The organism is Protofrankia symbiont of Coriaria ruscifolia (genome assembly GCF_900634745.1).
GTDB classification, from domain to species: domain Bacteria; phylum Actinomycetota; class Actinomycetes; order Frankiales; family Frankiaceae; genus Protofrankia; species Protofrankia californiensis.
Window position 1 is genome coordinate 17,677 of record NZ_CAAAFR010000013.1, and the last position, 17,135, is coordinate 34,811.

Sequence of the window (17,135 nt, forward strand, 5' to 3'; positions counted from 1 at the left end):
GCTCTAGGCGAAGACGTCGGCGGCGGTGACACGGAGTACGTCGTCGGGTAGTTGTCCGGTCACCTCCTCGCGCGCGGCGATCACGTACAGCGGCTCCGGGTCATGTGGGCCAACCAGATTAGAGGCGTGCGCCTTGCGCATCAACGTGCGCAGGATACGGCTTCCTTCTTCGTGCCGGGCCCACTTCACCTCGGAGGCAAGGCTAAGCCGTCCTGCCGGCCCGCTGAGCATGGCGACGTCGATCTCTGCCGGGTCGGTTCCGTACTGGTGCCAGAATCGGCCGACCTCGATCACGGGCGCTACCCGAGGATCATCCGCCATGGTCTGTACGAGATGAGCGCGTACGGCCTCCTCCCACCGGTCGCCCATGAAGTTGTCGAACTCGCTTGCCATGATGTCCGCCACGGAGTTACCCAAGCCCTGGATGATGGCCGCCCGGCGAGGCTCCGCGATCGACAGCCAGAAGGCCAGAAAGTTGTCCGCCACCCGGTAGTACGCCCGCCGTGGGTCCGCATTGCGCCCGACCGGAAGCACCCGTTGGACCAGGCCGAGGTCCGCCAATGCGGCCAGCGCCCGGGTTGGGTCGATGCCCAACGCGTCCTTGATTTCGCCGAACCGGGTGCGCCCGACGGCTATCGCCCGCAGCACCTGCTCCGGGATACGTTCGCGGCGACCGCCGGCGAAGTCCTCGGTGGCGAGGATCAACTGGCCCTCGTTGAGAAAAAGCCCATGCTCGTTCGCGACAAGTCGCGCAAGATTGTCCCGGAATGATGACAACTGGTCCCACAGGTCCAGGTAAAAGGGTATGCCACCGCAGACACCCCATGCCCTGGCACGCTCGGCGGGTGCGAGGCCGGGCAGCATCAACGCCGCTTCGTTGGGCAGAAACGGCCGGACCTGCAGGCGAAGCGTAGCCCGCCCGTAGAGCGGGGCGCGTTCCTCCTGCAACGCCTCCATGGTGCGTACCGCCGAGCCGCACAGGACCAGGCGGACGGGATGGTCGCCCATGCCCTCCCAGATCGCGCGCAGGGCGCTCTCGATGCGCAGATCGCTCTTGATCAGTTCAGGAAACTCGTCGAGGATCACGACCAGCGGCGCTTCTGACGCAGTTTGCCGAAAAAGCTCGAATGCCTCGTCCCAGTCCCGAAACGGACGGCTGGCCAGGTCGCGATTGGCAAGCGCGAGCACCGGAGCCGCGGTCGCCGAGAGCGCGGCAAGCTCCTGGTCGGGCGCTCGGTTGCGTGAGACGTGATAGACAGCCCGCTTACCCGCTGCCCAATGTGCCAGCAGGTGCGACTTTCCGACTCGTCGACGCCCCCACACCACACCAAGCTGAGGCCCCGGTCGCCCGAACCACTCGTCCAGCAAGGACAGTTCCTTGACCCGGTTGACGAAGCGCACCAATATCCCACCCTCGGTAGCGGATCGACCGCTCCACCATACCTGCGACCATCGCAGCATGCGACTATCGCAGCCTGCGCGAGACGCGCTATGGTTTCGCTCCGTCGGTTGCCCAGGCCGTCGAGGGTGAACGTGAGGGTGCGTCGCCACCCGTCGTCTTCGACGCGAGCTACTCCGAGTTCCGCGCCGCGGCCTTCTCGCCCTCCGGGCGCAGCCTGGTCGTGGCCACCAGCGGCGACGTCACGCTGCTGATCCGCGACCTCCCCGACGAAACGTGTGTCTCCGTCCCATCGGTCTGATCAGCTGTGGTCGGGCTCGGGACGGCAGGTTGCCCGACGTGTCCGTCGGTGACGTGCGCGGGTTGCTCGAGGAGATGCGGGCCGCGCCGCCCGGCGGGTGGCCGCGTTACCAACCCCTGGGGCACCTCGACGAGCCGAATCGGTCGGAGGCCGCGGCGGCGTTGCGCGCCGTGCGCCGGCACGGCCCGGACCGGTTGCGGGCCGTGGCTCTGGACGCGTTGGTGCGCCTCGCCGGCCCCTCGGCGCTGGACCCAGCCGATCTCGTCGTGGTCGACCAGCTGATCGGGATTCGACAACGTACCGATCCGCCGGGTCCGGTGATGTCCTGCTGGACCCGCTGGTGGTGCATCCGCGGCGACGACCAGACGGCGGTGATGGCCTTCCTCGGCCTGGCCGGTCGCGCGCGACGGCGTGACCGTGCGCCGCTGCGACAGCGAGAATCCCGACCGGTCGACCGGCGGCCCGCTACCCGTCGAACGGGACTGGATGCTCACCCACGGCCTGCCCCTCCTGGCGCTGCTGCCAGGCGCCGCGGCAACCCCACTCCCACCCGGCCGCTACGAGATCTAGTAGGCCGAGCGCGCGACTGGCTGTCCCGCATCCAGCAGGGCTTGATCCATATCACGACGGTCACGATCCTGGAGGTCGGCTTCTCCGCAAGATCCACTCAGGATCTTCGCGGCAGACTACGCCGGCCACCGGTCTCGGCGATGCCCGTCGAGAACACCACACCCCGCATCGAGTCCAGAGCCGTCGAGGTCCAGGAACTACTCGCCGGCGTCGGACACCATCGCGCGCCGTCCGTCCCCGACCTGATCATTGCCGCCACGGCCGAACTCGCCGGGCTTGTGGTGCTACACGTCGACAAGGACTTCGAACTGATCGTCGCAATCACCGGACAGCCCACCGAGCGGCTCCGCCTGTCGTAACGGGCAGCGGCCGGCCGCGTCCGCGATCATCCCAACGACGGCACCGCGCACTTTGGCGCCTGGTTCACCGCTCGCGCCCAGGGGGACCGACCGTGAAGCTCCCTCAACGATCAATCTTCCCACAGCGAAACCCCCGGTCAGGAGCACACTATTCTGCAGCGAACCCCGTTGGGGGCACTCGGTTCGTCCTGCTCGCTGTGCTCGGCACGGCTTCCCATAAGCCTTGATGCCTGCCCGGGGGGCCGAGCCCCCGAACCCCCACGGCCAGATAGCGCTGCCCACCGGCCGTCAAGACTCCGAGGCCTGATCATGCCGACTACGTGCCCAAGTTTCGGGCGTGACTCCCGAACACACTGGCCGCGAGCCGCCGGTCATCGGCAGACCCGAGTGCGTGTTCACGAGTCACGGTAGTAGCGCCCTTCGGCCTCTGCGGGCTCGTGCCGACCCCACGCACGGTCAGGCTCCATGTTCGGAGCTCAGCTCCGGCATGAGCTGTTCGTCGCATGCCTCACCGAGCGCGTAGCGGCGCAACTCCTTGACCAACTCAGGATCGGCTCGCCGATTGGTGAGGACGACCCGCACGTAGGCAGCCTGTAGGCCGCGCCGGGTCTGCCGACCGAGTGTGGACGTCAGCGATAGACATCTCGGTGGTGGCCGACGGCGACGACCAGGACGATCAATTCCTCGTCCTGAATGTCATACATGATGCGGTAATCGCCAGTGCGCACGCGCCATTCGCCGGTACCGCCCACCAACTGCCGAGCAGCCGGCGGACGAGGATCGTCCGCGAGTAGATCGATCACAGCCTGCACACGGCGTCGTGCCGTGGGGGCGAGCTTGCGTAACTGGCGAAACGCACCGGGAGCGATACTGACCGTGTATCTCATATCAGGCCGAGGTCTGCCTTCACCTCGTCCCAGGGAACGGGTGTCTGCCCGGTGTTCTTCATCTCCTCGCGCGCTTGCTCGGCTTCACGTATGTCAGCCATGTCCTCGGCCAGGGCGAGGATGCGATCCAGATCATCGGCGTCGATGACAGCGGCGACTCGCTGTCCACGGCGGGAGAGGTAGATCGGCTTGTGGTCAGCACGGACCTGATCGATGATCGCAGCCAGGCGCTCCCGAGCCTCGGACACGCTCAGGTCGGGCGACGTAGTCATAGGTCAAAGGTACGGCAGGCCACTCTCCTGTACAAGAAAGGCTCCAAGCGTACATCTTCTGTGCCACCGACATACCTTCACCGCACGACGAGCAAGAAAATACAGAAAATAATCGAAAAACGATATAGACGTCATACACAACCGCTCGGCGAGGAATGCTGTGGCCAGGAAGCAGCTTGGACGGGGTGTGAAGGTACGAATCGGGATCGCGCCGGGAGCGAGCTCCGGCGAAGGCCTCGAGGAAATCGTCGGCCGGCTCGACGAACTCGGGGTCGATTCTCTGTGGCTGTCGGAGGTTGTGTCATCACCGGGCCCGGACCCGATCGTCGGCCTGGCCTACGCCGCCGCGCGGACCCGTCGGCTCAAGCTGGGTACCGGGGTGTCCGTGCTGCCAGGACGCAACCCCGTGCTGTTCGCCAAGCAACTCGCCACGCTCGCGCGCCTCGCCCCCGGCCGGATCCTGCCCGCCGTGGGCCTCGGTCCGGCGCAGCCTGCCGACCGCGATGCCTTTCCCCTTCCGCCTCCCCTTCCGGCGGGACGGCACGGCGGCCCCGGGCAGCGCGGCGCGGTGCTCGACGAGGCACTCATCCTGCTGCGACGCCTGCTGACGGAGCCGTCGGTCACGTTCCACGGCCGGTACTTCGTACTGGACGATGTCAGCATCGGCGCCCTGCCCGCGAAGCCCCTTGACATCTGGCTCGGCGGAGCCGCACCCGCTGCGCTGCGCCGTATCGGCCGGCTCGGCGACGGCTGGCTGGCGTCCCTGGTCACACCGTCCGACGCCGCCGAGGGGATCGCGACCATCACGGCGGCGGCCGATGCGGCCGGGCGGACCATCGATCCCGAACATTACGGGCTGAGTATCGCCGTCGCGCTGAGCGGCGACATCCTCCCGCCCGAGCTTGCCACCACGGTCCGGCGTCGACGGCCGGACGCCGACCCTGCCGCCCTCGTGCCCGTGGGCTGGGACGCGCTACGGCGCCGCATCGAGGACTACGTCGCAGTCGGGGTGAGCAAGTTCGTGGTGCGCCCGGCGACGTCCCCGCCGTCCTGGGCCGACTTCATCGACCAGTTCGCCACCGAACTGCTGCCGATCGAAACCTGACCGGATCCCGCCCCCGCGGAGCGGGGATGGTGGTGCACTGGCCAGTCGGGGTTTCCCCACGTCGTCGCCCTGCTGCGTCCGACGAGCACCACCGACATCACCGCCGGGCAGGTGACATCACACGTCGCACCGACCGCCCCGAACAGCCCTCAGGAACCTTCACGATCTGCCGAAAGGCAACCTTTGCCTACACCCTGCTCCCGGACCAGGCCTAAAACTGTCGTCTATATTCCAATGGTAGCTACTTGGTCGCCCACCGTAAGAGGATGCTTCTGGCAGAAGAATCACATCCAGGATGTGATCGACAATCGCCAGGAGGAATCATGAGTCGTTGGGAACTCGCAAGTCGGACCCGGATACGCGCCTTCCGCGAAGGTCCATTCGTGTTGATCGTCGCCGAAGGCGAGCTGCCCACCCCCGGCTTCGAGGTCGACATCACCAAGAGCCTGTTGCGCATCTTCCCGCAGCAGTTCAATCTCCAGCGCCGCGCGAAGCCCGGCATCTTCCCCCAGCACGTCACGCCGTACCGCTACGCCGAAGCGGTCCGCTATCCTGAAGATCAACATCAGATCACGGTCCATCACGTCGACGGCACCGACCACGTCGACATCGAGCCCGCCGGCAAGGAGCTGGCCGGCTACACCGAAGCCGTCCGCGGCAGCACCGACCGGCCCGCACCGCCGGAAGGAGCAGAGGAAGCCATCGGCCTGTCGCGCACCCTCAGCTTCGACGAGGCATTCGCCAACGCCCTGGCCAACCTGCCGCCCTCGGACGCCACGCACGCCGACGCACTGGCCCGCGTCCAGGTGCTCGAAACCGGTGGTCTGTTCGGCGGCTTCGCCGGTTTCCACCACCTGTTCGTCCGGGTCAGCCGAACCATCACCTGACCATCACCCGACCGTCGCCCGGACGGCAGCAGGCCATACGATCATGGCCCTTGCGCGCTGCCGGAGGCCCAGGTCCCCGGGTCGCTGAGAGCAAACGCCGTGGATCATCAGCTGCGCAGTGGGTCACAGGCGAAAGCGTTCACGCCGTCGCTGAAGGCGACCCGCGGCTGATATTCGAAAAAGTCCCGGGCACGGGCGGACGAGGCGACAACGTGCCGGACGTCACCGGCCCGATATGAGCCGGTGACGACGGGCATGGGCCCACCGAAAGCCTGAGCCAGTACAGAAGCCATGTCGCCGACGGTATGCGGCTCACCCGAGCCGATGTTGAGTGGGATGAGCTCGCCGGGTGCGCCCGGGTACCGCAGCGCGTGCAGATTTGCCTGCGCAACGTCGTGGACGTGGACGAAATCGCGCAGTTGCCCACCGTCTTCGAACACCCGTGGCGGCTCTCCCCGTTCCAGCGCGCTGCGAAAGATCGAGGCGACACCGGCATACGGGGTGTCCCGGGGCATCCGCGGGCCGTAGACATTGTGGTAGCGCAGAGCCAGGACGCTGCCGCCGGTGACAGCGGCCCACGCGGCGGCGAGGTGCTCCTGGGCGACCTTCGTGGCCGCGTAGACGCTTCTCGGATCCAGCGGCGCGTCCTCGGTGACAAGCGTCGACTCCAGTGGCCGGCCGCAGCACGGGCACGGCGGCTCGAACCGGCCGGCATCCAGGTCGGCCGGTAGCCGTAGCCCCGGGCACACCGGCCCGTCGACCGGGCAGCGGTAGCCACCTTCGCCGTAGACCACCATCGAACTCGCCAGCACCAGGCGCCGCACGCCGCGACCGGCCATGGCGGCCAGCAGCACCGCGGTGCCGAGGTCGTTGTGTGTGGCGTAGGCCGGCAGGTCGTCGAGATCGGCTCCCAGACCGACCATGGCCGCCTGGTGGCACACGGCGTCCACGCCGTCGAGCGCAGCCTCGACCTGGGAGCGGTCGGTCACGTCCGCAACTGTCAGCTCGGCGGCGTCGTTCACCTCGGGCCGTATCCGGTGCACCGCCGGCAGCAGGGCATCGAGGATCCTGACCGTATCGCCGGCCGCCACGAGCGTGTCGACCACGTGGGAACCGATGAACCCGGCGCCGCCGGTAACCAGGATGTGCATGTCCGGGAACGCTAACGTCTCCGGAGCACTCCGGATCTTACGAACCGAGGAAGCCGGAGGGAGCCGAGAACCAGCTTCCGGGCATACGTCTTCAGACAGCCGGAAGCGCTACGACGAAGCGGCAGCCGCCCCGGTGATTGTGCACGGTGACGTCACCGCCATGGGCTTCGACGATCCCACGGACGATCGCCAGCCCGATACCGGACCGCACCCGTAGCTGGTGGGGATGATCCCCACCGCCGGGGGTCCGCGCCGCCTCGCCGCGGAAACCGAGTTCGAACAGGCGGGGCAGGTCCTCGGTGAGGATACCGCCGCACCGGTCGGCCACCGCGAGCACCGCCCGGTCCCGCGCGGTGTCCGCCTCGGCGGTGACCTCCACCGTCCCGTCGTCCGGAGTGTGCCGGATGGCGTTGACGAGCAGGTTGGTCAGTGCCCGCCCGACCTCGGTCGCGTCGGCGACGACGAACACCGCGTGATCGGCGGTACCGGTGAAAGTGACACCCTTGGCCCGCGCGATCGGGTCCACGACGGCGATCGCGTCCGACACGAGGTCGGCGAGGCACACCTTCTCAAGGGTCAGCCGGAAGGCGCCGGCCTGCAGCCGGGCCAGTTCGAACAGATCGTCGACCATGCCGGTCAGTCGCTCGGCGTCGGCAAGTATCAGCCGATGGTAACGAGCCGTTGTCTCGGTGTCGGTCACCAAGCCGTCCTGCAGGGCTTCCGCCATCGCCCGGATTCCCGCCAGCGGAGTCCGCAGGTCATGGCTGATCCAGGCCACCAGCTCACGCCGGCTGGCTTCCAACGCCCGCTCGCGGTCACGCGCCTGCACGAGCCGGACGTGGGTCGTGTCCAGGGTGTGTGCCAGCGTGGCGAGTTCGGCCGTCGGGACGCGGCCCGCTCCGTGGTAGTCGGACTCACCGAGAGTGGCAGCGGCATGGGTCAGCGTGGTGGTGGCGGTGACGACCGGCCGTCCCAGCCGCACCGCGGCCGCGGTGGCGACCACCGCCGAGACAGCGACCACGATCAGCACGACCCGCAGGTCGTGGTCGGAGAGGAACATGGCCCGCGCGGTGCCGGCGACCCCCACCGCCACCGCGACCACCGGTACGACCGAGAGCGCCGCCACCGTGGCCCACAGCGGCCGTCTCCGCAGCATGCGCAGCAGTGGCACGCCCGTCAACGCGGCCACGGCTGAACAGGCAAGTGCGATCATCACGACCTGTAGTTCGGCGCTCATGGCATCTCCGGTCCGCCTGACCTCTCGGGTCCGTCGTGTCCCGCACTCACCGGCGCGTTGTCGGCGGGCTGCGGCGGCGCCTGGTCGTACCGGTAGCCGACACCCCACACGGTGACGAGCATCCGGGGGGCGGTCGGATCGTCCTCGATCTTCTCCCGTAGCCGGCGGATGTGGACGGTGACCGTTGAGGGGTCGCCGTAGCTCCACCCCCACACCTGTTCCAGCAGCTCGGCACGGGTGAAGGCGCGGCCGGGATGGCGCAGCAGAAAGGCCAGCAGATCGAACTCACGCACCGTGAGGGATAGGGTCACCCCGTGCCGGGTGGCGGTACGGGCGGCCGTGTCCACGACCAGCGTGCCGGCGCGCAGCACACCGGATGCCGGTGGCGGTGGCTCGGTCGCCCGCCGCAGCACGGACTGCACCCGCAACGTCAGCTCACGCGGTGAGAACGGTTTGGTCACATAGTCGTCGGCACCCGTTTCGAGGCCGGCGATACGATCCGCCTCCTCGTCCCGCGCGGTCAACATGATCACCGGGATCGGCCGGCGTTCCCGCAGCCGGCGGCAGACCTCGATGCCGTCGATGCCCGGAAGCATCAGGTCGAGCACGACGAGATCCGGCACGGTGGTCTCGGCCGCCCGCAACGCCGCAGGGCCGTCCGCGGCGCGGTCGACGTCGAAGCCCGCGTTACGCAGGTACCGGTCGACGACCTCGGCCACGGTCGGGTCGTCGTCGACGACGAGGACACGGGTCACGCCGTCACGATAAGGGCCTGACGACCGGTTGTAACCGGGTCGAACGCTGGCTTCTCCACTTCGTAATGTCGATGGTGCGGGCAGCGGCGGTGTTCCTTGTCCCGTAAGGGTCGATCAGACTCTTCCGTGCCTACAGTCGCGCTCATGCTTACGCAACGTGACAAGACGCGGCCCTCGGTGGACGTCGTCCTGCCATGCCTGAACGAGGCCGGCGCGCTGCCCTGGGTCCTGGAGCGGATGCCACCCGGATACCGGGCGGTCGTCGCGGACAACGGCTCCCACGACGGATCACCCAATCTGGCCCGCGAACGCGGGGCGGTCGTGGTCACCGTGCCCGAACGCGGCTACGGAGCGGCGGTACACGCCGGACTGCACGCCGCGGACGCCGAGGTGGTCTGCGTGTGCGACGCCGACGCATCCCTCGACCCGGCACAGCTGCCCCATCTTGTCGACGGACTGCTGGCTGGACGCGCCGAACTGGTGCTCGGGCGGCGGCGCCCGACCTCGGTGCGGGCCTGGCCGCCGCACGCCCGGCTCGGCAACGCGATTGTCGCCGGACGGTTGCGCCAACGTGGCGTACCCGTCCGCGACCTGGGTCCCATGCGAGCCGCCCGCCGCGAGGACCTCCTGCGTCTGCCGGTCGCCGACCGCCGGTTCGGTTACCCGCTGGAACTGCTCCTGCGGGCAGCACAGGCAGGCTGGCGGATCGTCGAGATCGACGTCGACTACCACCGGCGTGTCGGCAGGTCGAAGGTGACCGGTTCGCCGCTCGGCACAGCCCGCGCCGTGCGCGACATGTCCGCGCTCCTGGCGAGCCTGCGGTGAGGCTGCTCGTGGTGGTGAAGGAACCCGTGCCCGGTCGGGTCAAGACCCGGTTGACGCCACCGTTCAGTCCAGTGCAGGCGGCGGCCGTGGCCACCGCCGCGATCGCGGACACCCTGGCCGCGATCTGCGAGCTGGGCCGTCTTCCCGGCTTCGAGCGGCTGCGGCCCGCCCTCGTCCTCGACGGCGCCGTCGGTCCGTGGCTGCGGATACCGTGGTTGCCGGCTGCGCTCGAGGTGGTGCCGCAGGCGTCCGGGCCGTTCGACGCCCGCCTTGCCGCCGCGTTCGACGGGAGCAGCGGCCCGACGCTGCTGATCGGGATGGACACCCCGCAGGTGACACCGACGCTGCTGGCCGACGCCTGCCTCGCGCTGCGCTCCACCGACGCCGTGTTCGGCCCCGCCGCCGACGGTGGCTGGTGGGCGCTCGGTCTGCGACACCCCGACGGCGAGCTGCTGCGCAGCGTCCCGACGTCCCGCCCGGACACCGGCGCGCGGCAGCGAGCGCGCCTGTCCGAAGCCGGCCTGCGGGTCGCGACCCTTCCGGTCCTGCGGGACGTCGACACCGCGGCCGATGCGGCAGCGGTCGCACGGGTCGCACCAGGTGGACGGTTCGCCGCGACGTTGCGGGGCTTGCAGGCAGGTCACGCCAGCCCGGTGGCGATCCCGTGACCGGCGGCCAGGCGGTCACAACCGTCCACGGCCGGTGCTGTCCGACCGCCGTCTACGAAGCGGGACTACGGTCCGTTGCCGGACGACTATGGATACGCCACACCGACGGGCGGCGAGAATCCCTTCCGGTGGACCGCTGGCGCGGCGGTGTCAAACCGGGTGACGCATTTCTGCTCCGTCGATGTAACGGGCCGACTCTCGACGTCGGCTGCGGTCCCGGCCGCCTTGCCGCGGCGCTGACCGTCCGCGGAATACCCGCCCTCGGCATTGACGTGGCCCCGTTCGCGGTGGAACTCACCCGCCGCGCCGGCGCGGTGGCGCTGCGACGTGATGTGTTCGGCCGGCTGCCCGGCGAAGGACGGTGGGCCGCGCTGGTCCTCGCCGACGGGAACATCGGGATCGGTGGCGATCCGGCCCGGCTGCTGAGCCGCACCACCGAGCTGCTCGCCCCAACCGGTCGGGCGCTCGTCGAACTCGAACCGCCCGGGAGAGCAACCGGCGCGCACCTGATCCGGTTGGAGGGGCCGGACGGCCGGGTGTCGAGGGCATTCCCCTGGGCCTTCGTGGGCGTCGAGGAGATCGCCCACCTTGCCGCGGGCGCCGGCCTGCGCATCATGGAAATCTGGCGCAGCAAGGGCCGCTGCTTCGCCGCGCTGGGCAGCTGACTGTCGGCTGCTCCAGGTCCTGCCGGCTCGGGGAGCTGATCCGCGGGCAGAGCCCGCGGAAGATCCAGAATGTCACGACCCTGCCGGCGGATCAGAATGTGCGGAAGGTCATGGTCCTACCGGCGGATCAGACGGGATGCCGCTGCCTGCCCGCTTCCGCCTGGCACGAACCGCACGGTGGACGATGACGGCCGCGGCGCACGTCCAGACCAGGCCGAGGACGATCCCGAGGTTTCGTCCATACGGCAGTGGGTTGACCGAGGGGTTGTCGGCCGATCCGCCGTAGCCACGCCACAGTGGCAGCGACGCCAGGGCGACCGATCCGCTGACCAGCAACGCTGCCTGCAACACCGCCCGGTACGGTGCCGGGATCAGCCGGCTGAGCACGAAGCCGGCGGCCATCGTCACCGGGACGACCATCAGGTCGTGGGCCAGAATTCCGCCGATCAGCCACGCCGTCGTGTTCGGCGGGTTCGTAGCCGGTTGCCCGTTGATCAGGCCGTGGATTCCGTAACCGATCGCGGCCAGACCGGCGGCCGCCACCAGAGCGCGCAGCACGGCCGCGGCCGCCGTGCCGAGGGTGCGCCGGCGGCCGTCTGTGTACGACCGCCCGTGGGTGTGCGGCACAACAGCATCCCCGTTCACAGCATCACCACCCGGTGCACCCACTTGGTCTGCAGGACACCGGGCCGGTTCGGCGCGATCAGCCGCGCCGGATAGCCGTGATCGATGTCCAGGTCCGCTCCGTTCAGGCCGGTGGCGAGCAGGGTCAGCGGGTCCCGAGCGTGCGGCGGGTGCACCTCGCTGGTCCGGTAGGCCCCGCCCGCCTCCAGGGACTCCACCCGTACCGTCGCGTCCGCGGGGACACCGGCTGCATCCAGCAGGTCCCGCAGCCGAGGACCACGCCAGCTGGCGTCCGCGGCCCAGCCCTCCACACACGTGATCGGCAGCTTCGATTCATGGTGGTGGAACACCCGCAGTTCGTCGAGGGTGAGGACGAACGGACGCGGGCCGACCACCGCCAGCCGGTAGCCCGGGTCACGGGCAACCGCGGTGACCCGGGCCGCCACCGCGGTCTTGTTGACGGGCAGCCTCTGCGGGCCGATGTCGGGCCGGCGCGGCCCGAGCAGGTCGAGCCCGGACAGGCCCGGTACCCACTGGCCGGCTGTCGTCGCCACGATGACCCCGGCGGCACCGGTGACGGCGATACCGAGACCGCGCCGGGACAGACCGGCGCCCGTCCCCGGCTCGGGATCGCTCACCCGGTCGGTCATGTATGACCGGGTGTCCCGGCGGCGGCCCACGTTCGCCCGCACGACCGTGAGCTTCGCGGTGATGTGCACGCCCAGCGCGCCGATCGTGATCCAGGCGACCCAGTAGTGGGTGACGGTGAAGAAGAACCGGAACTGGTACCACTGTGCGATGTTCGCGATCCCGGTGGCCAGCTGGAAGACGGCCCCGGCGATCAACGGCACGATCGAGAGCCGCTCCACGGCGTGAGCGACCGAGCGCACCGGCGGCCACTCCCACAGCCGCGGGTAGACCGTCCACAGCTTCGCCAGCAGCAGCGGGACGCACGCCAGCCCGGTCGTCACGTGCAGGCCCTGCGTCACCCGGTACAGCGACACCGGGCGGGACGGCCAGACGTACCACGACGGCGGGTGCTGCATGAAGTGCGACATCAGCCCGGTCAGGAAACACACCCCGAAGGCGGTCCCGAGCCAGATACCCAGCAACGAGGCCACCCGCGGGTCGTGCAGGCGACTGGGGAAGGCGTCTGCACGTAACGGCCCGTGACGCAGGACCGCGGGCGGTTCCGGGAACCATCCGGTGAGCAGGCGAATGGATGGTCGCACGCATACACGGTAGGTCGACCCGGCCCCGGCTGACCCCGCCGAAGGCTTACGGAACGGAGAAACCGACCGCGGGGGTACCCGGATCACCCAGGGCTGCTGCCAGGGTCGGGTCCATGCCCCACACCCTTCGCGCACCACTCGCGCCGCCGGTGACCCGACTCGTCCCTGCCCCGCGGCCGGGCCGCGCGGCCCGGCCGCGGGCGACGTTGGTCGCAGCCGCCGTCGGGCTGGTGGGCATCCTCACGGTGCAGGCGGTGACTTTATTCCAACCCGGCTACCTGCCCGACCGGGCGGGCGTGCTGTACCTGGCCATGCTCTGGTGGGCGCTCGGCATGACCACCGCGACCCTGCTGCTCCACGCCGCCCCCCGCCGGCTGGCCGTCGGACTGCTGCTCGCCGGCACCGTCACCATTCACGCCGTGGCGCTCACCCACGGCCCGCAACTGTCCGATGACCTCTACCGCTACGTTTGGGACGGCCGGGTGCAGGCCGCCGGTATCGACCCGTACCACTACGGCCCGCTCGATCCCGAGCTCGCCCACCTACGTGATCGCTGGCTGTTCCCGGACCCGGGCGGGTGCGCCGCCATCGAGCGGGGTCCGGGGTGCATCCGGTTGAACTATCCACGGGCACACACCATCTACCCGCCGGTGGCACAGGCATACTTCACCGCGGTGCACCTCCTGCCCGGCCCGCCACGCGAGCACAAGACGCAGCTCTACACATCGCTGGCGTCGCTGGCGCTGGTCGCACTGATGATGACGATGCTGACGGCACGGGGACGGGACCCCCGCCACGCGGGCTTCTACGCCCTCTCGCCGCTCGCCGGCCTCGACGTCGCCTCCGACGCACATGTGGACGTCCTCGCCGCGCTGCTCGCGCTCGGCGGCATCGCGGTACTCACCTCACGACCTCGCACCCGCTCCGCGCCGGCCGGCCCGCCGTCCGCTGCCGCACAGGCGGGCGCGGCCGGCGGACCCGTTGCGGCCGGCGGACCCGTTGCGGCCGGGAGACCCACCCGCCGCCGGACCTGGATCGCCGGGACGCTGCTCGCAGCCGCGGTGGCGGTCAAGCTGTACCCGGCGCTGCTCCTTCCGGCAGCCGCCCGACGCCGCCCGGTCGTCGTGGTCGGGGCAGCCGTCGCGGTCGTCGGACTTTCCTACCTGCCCCACGTCCTGGCCGTCGGAACAGGAGCTCTCGGTTTCCTCCCGGAATACCTCAACGTCGAGGGGTACGGCCAGGGCGACCGCTTCCTGCTGCTCACAGCCCTCGGCATCAACGGGGCCGCGGCCAAGACCGCCGCCGTGTCGGTGCTGGCCGCGGTCACCGCGGCCGTAATGCGCTCCGAGCCGAGCCGGGTCCCCGTCGAACGAGCCGCGCTGTGGCTCGTCGGGGCCGCCTTCCTCGTCGCCACCCCGGTCCAGCCCTGGTACGGCATCCTGCTGGTGGCGCTCGCCATCCTCGCCGGTCGGCTGGAATGGCTCGCCGTCGCGGCCGCCGGTCATCCCGTGTACGTCTCCCTGTTCACAGACCTCCCCGGTGACGCCCGGACGCTACGGGTGTCCTCCTACACCGTCGCCGCGCTCGTCGTGCTCATCGCCACACTGCTGCGCCGGCGACACGGCACCCATGCCTGTCCGCAGGCTGCGATCGTCACAGGTTGAAGGGCAGACCTGCGCGAACGTGAGGATGCCGTCCGGCGTGGCCGGGTGGTCGACGCTTCAGCCGGACTCGACGGCGAGAGCCAGGGGGAGGACCGAGGGGGCGCCGGCCTCGCGCAGCAGGCGGGCCGCGACTGTCATCGTCCAGCCTGTGACGATCAGATCGTCGACGAGCAGCACCGGTCCGTCGAGGTCCCCAAGCCGCTCCCCTATGGCGGCGGGCACGGAAAACGCCTCCCAGAGGCCGGCGAGCCGGTGCGCGCTGTTGTGGGCAGTGCTGGCCACCGGCCCTGCGGCGACGCGGTCGAGGGCACCGAGCAGCGGCAGCCGTCCGATGGTGGCGATGCGTTCACCGAGGCTGCCGACGAGCCTGGGCCGCCGCCGGGACGGTACGACCACGACCGCCGCCGGGCGACGCTGCCAGCCCCAGCCGGCGAGGGTCTTCACCACGGCGTCGACCAGGTCGTCGGGAAGGGTGCTGTCCGGCGCGTCGGGGCGCAGCAGCGGGCGCAGGCGGTTGCCCCAGCCGACACCGCCCAGCCGGGCCAGCGCCCTGCCCGGTTCTGCCGCGGCGGCCGCCGGAATCCGGCCGGCGAGGTTGAGGCCGAGGGTGCGCATCCCCGTCGGCCACATCCGGCGGGGTTCGACGACGACTCCCGGCCTGTGCAGTTCCGCTCGTGCCCGGTCGCGGGATTCCTCCGACGTGTCCGTCGGCCAGCCGCGGCCGGTGCAGCGGTCGCAGCGTCCGCACGGCGCCGCGTACGGGTCGTCGAGCTGGGCGCGCAGGAACTCCAGCCGGCAGCCGGACGTGGCGATGTAGTCGAGCATCGCCTTCTCCTCGTGCGTGCGTGCGGCTGCGACACGGGCGTACCTGTCCGTGTCATAGACCCACGGGGTCCCCGTCGTCTCCCAGCCGCCCTTCACCCGCCGCAGGGCGCCGTCGGTGTCGAGCACCTTCAGCATCGACTCGAGCCGGCCGTGCCCGATGTCGACGGCGGCGAGCAGCGCCTGGGGGGACATTGGCCCGCCCGCGCCGGCGAGCACGTCCAGCACCTGCCGCACGATCCGCTCCGGCGGGAAGGACGTGTCGGCGAAGTACCGCCAGATGTCGGCGTCCTCGGTCGCCGGAAGCAGCACTACCTCGGCGTGGTCGACAGCCCGGCCGGCTCGGCCGATCTGCTGGTAGTAGGCGATCGGCGAGGCGGGCGCACCGACGTGGACGACGAAGCCGAGGTCCGGCTTGTCGAAGCCCATCCCGAGCGCGCTGGTGGCCACGAGAGCCTTGACCCGGTTCGCCAGCAGGTCGGTCTCGGCCGCGATCCGCTCCGCCGGCTCCGTCCCTCCGTGGTAGGTCGTGACGGTGTGTCCCTGGGCGCGCAGGAAAACGGTAAGCTCCTCCGCCGCCGGCTTGGTCAGTGTGTAGATGATCCCGGACCCGGGGAGCTCGGCGAGACGGTCCGCCACCCAGGCGTAGCGCTGCTCGGCGAGCGGAAGCGTGACGACGGCGAGCCGCAGACTCTCCCGGTCGAGCGTTCCGCGCAGCACCAGCGTGCCGGCACCCCCGGCACCCCCGGCCCCATCCGCCTCGCCGGCGCCCCCGGTCTTCCCTGCCACGCCCGCTCCGCCGGCCCGGACGGCACCGCCCCGTCCAGCGGTCGCGGGACCGGACGTACCCAGCTGCTCGCTGACGTCCGCGACGACGCGAGCGTTGGCCGTGGCGGTCGTCGCCAGCACCGGGACGTCCGGACGCAGACCGGCGATCAGGGTGCGCAGCCGGCGGTAGTCGGGGCGGAAGTCATGACCCCAGTCGGAGATGCAGTGGGCCTCGTCGACGACCAGCAGACCGGTGGTGGCGGCGAGTTCGGGCAGGTAGCCGTCACGAAACGTCGGATTGTTCAGCCGCTCGGGGCCGACGAGCAGCACGTCGAGCTCGCCCGAGCGCAGTGCGCCGTAGACCTCGTCCCACTCGGTGACGTTCGCCGAGTGGATCTCCCCGGCCCGGATGCCGAGCCTCGCCGCGGCGGCGGCCTGGTTGCGGATCAGCGCCAGCAGCGGCGAGACGATGACCGTCGGCCCCGGAGGCGTCCCGTCCCGGCCGGCAGCCGTTCTGTCGCACTCCGGAAGCGGGTCGCCGGGCGCTGCGGGAAGGCCACCGGGCTCGGGTTGCGGGCCGCCGGGCTCCGTGAGCCCCTCCCCCGTTCCGCGACCGCGCAGGAGCGCCGTAGCGAGAAAGTAGACCGCCGACTTGCCCCACCCCGTCCGCTGCACAAGCAGCACGCGGCGCCGCCGCCTGACCAGAGCGTCGATCGCCTGCCACTGGTCGTCCCGCAACACCGCCGCGGGGCCGGCGAGCGCGCGCAGCAGCTCCTCGGCTCGGGCGCGAGTCGCGCCGACACCGTGAAAGGATGCGTCGCCGTCCGTCGTCGTTATCGAGCCGTTGGCCGTCATGGCTCGTGTGTACACGACTCCTCCGACACCTCCCTGCCCGACGAACACCCCTGTGGACAACTGTCCTGGCAGCACCCCGACAGCGATCA

General features: G+C 70.2%; 16 protein-coding genes and 1 pseudogene. 7 read left to right on the forward strand and 10 right to left on the reverse strand.

Features of this window, described 5'->3' with window-relative positions:
• Positions 1-3: 3 nt before the first annotated feature.
• Positions 4-1,401 (reverse strand): ATP-binding protein, encoded by a 1,398-nt coding sequence (locus CV1CTNOD_RS01185; RefSeq protein ID WP_165485257.1) that lies wholly within the window; start codon positions 1,399-1,401, stop codon positions 4-6.
• Between the two features lie 877 nt (positions 1,402-2,278).
• On the opposite strand from CV1CTNOD_RS01185, the pseudogene CV1CTNOD_RS27525 reads away from it, so the two are divergent.
• Positions 2,279-2,629: pseudogene (locus CV1CTNOD_RS27525) on the forward strand (PIN domain nuclease); the annotation flags it as partial.
• A gap of 456 nt (positions 2,630-3,085) precedes the next feature.
• Here CV1CTNOD_RS27525 and CV1CTNOD_RS27200 read toward each other — a convergent pair.
• The 3 genes from CV1CTNOD_RS27200 to CV1CTNOD_RS01200 are packed head-to-tail and all read right to left on the reverse strand — an operon-like array spanning position 3,086 to position 3,788.
• Positions 3,086-3,211 carry a hypothetical protein gene (locus CV1CTNOD_RS27200; protein ID WP_278043844.1) on the reverse strand — a complete coding sequence of 42 codons (126 nt, stop codon included), beginning with the start codon at positions 3,209-3,211 and terminating at the stop codon, positions 3,086-3,088.
• A gap of 47 nt (positions 3,212-3,258) precedes the next feature.
• The gene (locus tag CV1CTNOD_RS01195; RefSeq protein ID WP_131784361.1) at positions 3,259-3,516 is read right to left on the reverse strand and encodes a type II toxin-antitoxin system RelE family toxin; all 258 of its coding nucleotides are present in this window, start codon (positions 3,514-3,516) and stop codon (positions 3,259-3,261) included.
• The gene (locus CV1CTNOD_RS01200) at positions 3,513-3,788 is read right to left on the reverse strand and encodes a type II toxin-antitoxin system Phd/YefM family antitoxin (protein WP_131784362.1); all 276 of its coding nucleotides are present in this window, start codon (positions 3,786-3,788) and stop codon (positions 3,513-3,515) included. The genes CV1CTNOD_RS01195 and CV1CTNOD_RS01200 overlap by 4 nt, the downstream gene beginning before the upstream one ends.
• Before the next feature lie 187 nt (positions 3,789-3,975).
• Here CV1CTNOD_RS01200 and CV1CTNOD_RS01205 point away from each other — a divergent pair, with 187 nt between their 5' ends.
• Positions 3,976-4,893, forward strand: coding sequence for a TIGR03854 family LLM class F420-dependent oxidoreductase (locus CV1CTNOD_RS01205; protein ID WP_131784363.1), 918 nt, complete (start codon positions 3,976-3,978; stop codon positions 4,891-4,893).
• A 383-nt stretch (positions 4,894-5,276) separates the two neighbouring features.
• Positions 5,277-5,780, forward strand: a complete 504-nt coding sequence (locus CV1CTNOD_RS01210) for a hypothetical protein (RefSeq protein ID WP_131784364.1) — start codon at positions 5,277-5,279, stop codon at positions 5,778-5,780.
• A 107-nt stretch (positions 5,781-5,887) separates the two neighbouring features.
• Here CV1CTNOD_RS01210 and CV1CTNOD_RS01215 read toward each other — a convergent pair whose 3' ends face one another.
• From CV1CTNOD_RS01215 to CV1CTNOD_RS01225, 3 genes are all read right to left on the reverse strand, one after another.
• Positions 5,888-6,931: an NAD-dependent epimerase/dehydratase family protein gene (locus CV1CTNOD_RS01215; protein ID WP_131784365.1), complete on the reverse strand. Its 1,044-nt coding sequence runs from the start codon at positions 6,929-6,931 to the stop codon at positions 5,888-5,890.
• Positions 6,932-7,022: 91 nt separating this feature from the next.
• Positions 7,023-8,168 (reverse strand): sensor histidine kinase, encoded by a 1,146-nt coding sequence (locus tag CV1CTNOD_RS01220; protein ID WP_131784366.1) that lies wholly within the window; start codon positions 8,166-8,168, stop codon positions 7,023-7,025.
• Positions 8,165-8,923 (reverse strand): response regulator transcription factor, encoded by a 759-nt coding sequence (locus CV1CTNOD_RS01225; protein ID WP_131784367.1) that lies wholly within the window; start codon positions 8,921-8,923, stop codon positions 8,165-8,167. Before CV1CTNOD_RS01225 ends, CV1CTNOD_RS01220 begins: the two co-directional genes overlap by 4 nt.
• Before the next feature lie 144 nt (positions 8,924-9,067).
• Between CV1CTNOD_RS01225 and CV1CTNOD_RS01230 the strand changes: the two genes are divergently transcribed.
• Genes CV1CTNOD_RS01230 through CV1CTNOD_RS01240 form a run of 3 tightly spaced genes read left to right on the forward strand, consistent with a single transcriptional unit; the run spans position 9,068 to position 11,081 of the window.
• Complete coding sequence (locus CV1CTNOD_RS01230) at positions 9,068-9,748, forward strand: glycosyltransferase family 2 protein (RefSeq protein WP_131784368.1); 681 nt, start codon at positions 9,068-9,070, stop codon at positions 9,746-9,748.
• A gap of 11 nt (positions 9,749-9,759) precedes the next feature.
• Positions 9,760-10,416, forward strand: coding sequence for a TIGR04282 family arsenosugar biosynthesis glycosyltransferase (locus CV1CTNOD_RS01235; protein WP_131784381.1), 657 nt, complete (start codon positions 9,760-9,762; stop codon positions 10,414-10,416).
• Entirely contained in the window at positions 10,413-11,081 is a 669-nt protein-coding gene (locus CV1CTNOD_RS01240; protein ID WP_131784369.1) for a class I SAM-dependent methyltransferase, read from the forward strand. The genes CV1CTNOD_RS01235 and CV1CTNOD_RS01240 overlap by 4 nt, the downstream gene beginning before the upstream one ends.
• A gap of 108 nt (positions 11,082-11,189) precedes the next feature.
• Here CV1CTNOD_RS01240 and CV1CTNOD_RS01245 read toward each other — a convergent pair whose 3' ends face one another.
• Positions 11,190-11,726: a hypothetical protein gene (locus CV1CTNOD_RS01245; protein WP_242606263.1), complete on the reverse strand. Its 537-nt coding sequence runs from the start codon at positions 11,724-11,726 to the stop codon at positions 11,190-11,192.
• A complete protein-coding gene (locus CV1CTNOD_RS01250) occupies positions 11,723-12,937 on the reverse strand; it encodes a molybdopterin-dependent oxidoreductase (RefSeq protein WP_131784370.1) in 1,215 nt (404 codons plus the stop codon). Before CV1CTNOD_RS01250 ends, CV1CTNOD_RS01245 begins: the two co-directional genes overlap by 4 nt.
• Positions 12,938-13,050: 113 nt before the next feature.
• Here CV1CTNOD_RS01250 and CV1CTNOD_RS01255 point away from each other — a divergent pair, with 113 nt between their 5' ends.
• Positions 13,051-14,601, forward strand: a complete 1,551-nt coding sequence (locus CV1CTNOD_RS01255) for a hypothetical protein (protein WP_131784371.1) — start codon at positions 13,051-13,053, stop codon at positions 14,599-14,601.
• A gap of 57 nt (positions 14,602-14,658) precedes the next feature.
• Here the strand turns inward: CV1CTNOD_RS01255 and CV1CTNOD_RS01260 are convergent, their stop codons facing one another.
• Complete coding sequence (locus tag CV1CTNOD_RS01260) at positions 14,659-17,046, reverse strand: RecQ family ATP-dependent DNA helicase (protein WP_131784382.1); 2,388 nt, start codon at positions 17,044-17,046, stop codon at positions 14,659-14,661.
• Positions 17,047-17,135: the final 89 nt, after the last annotated feature.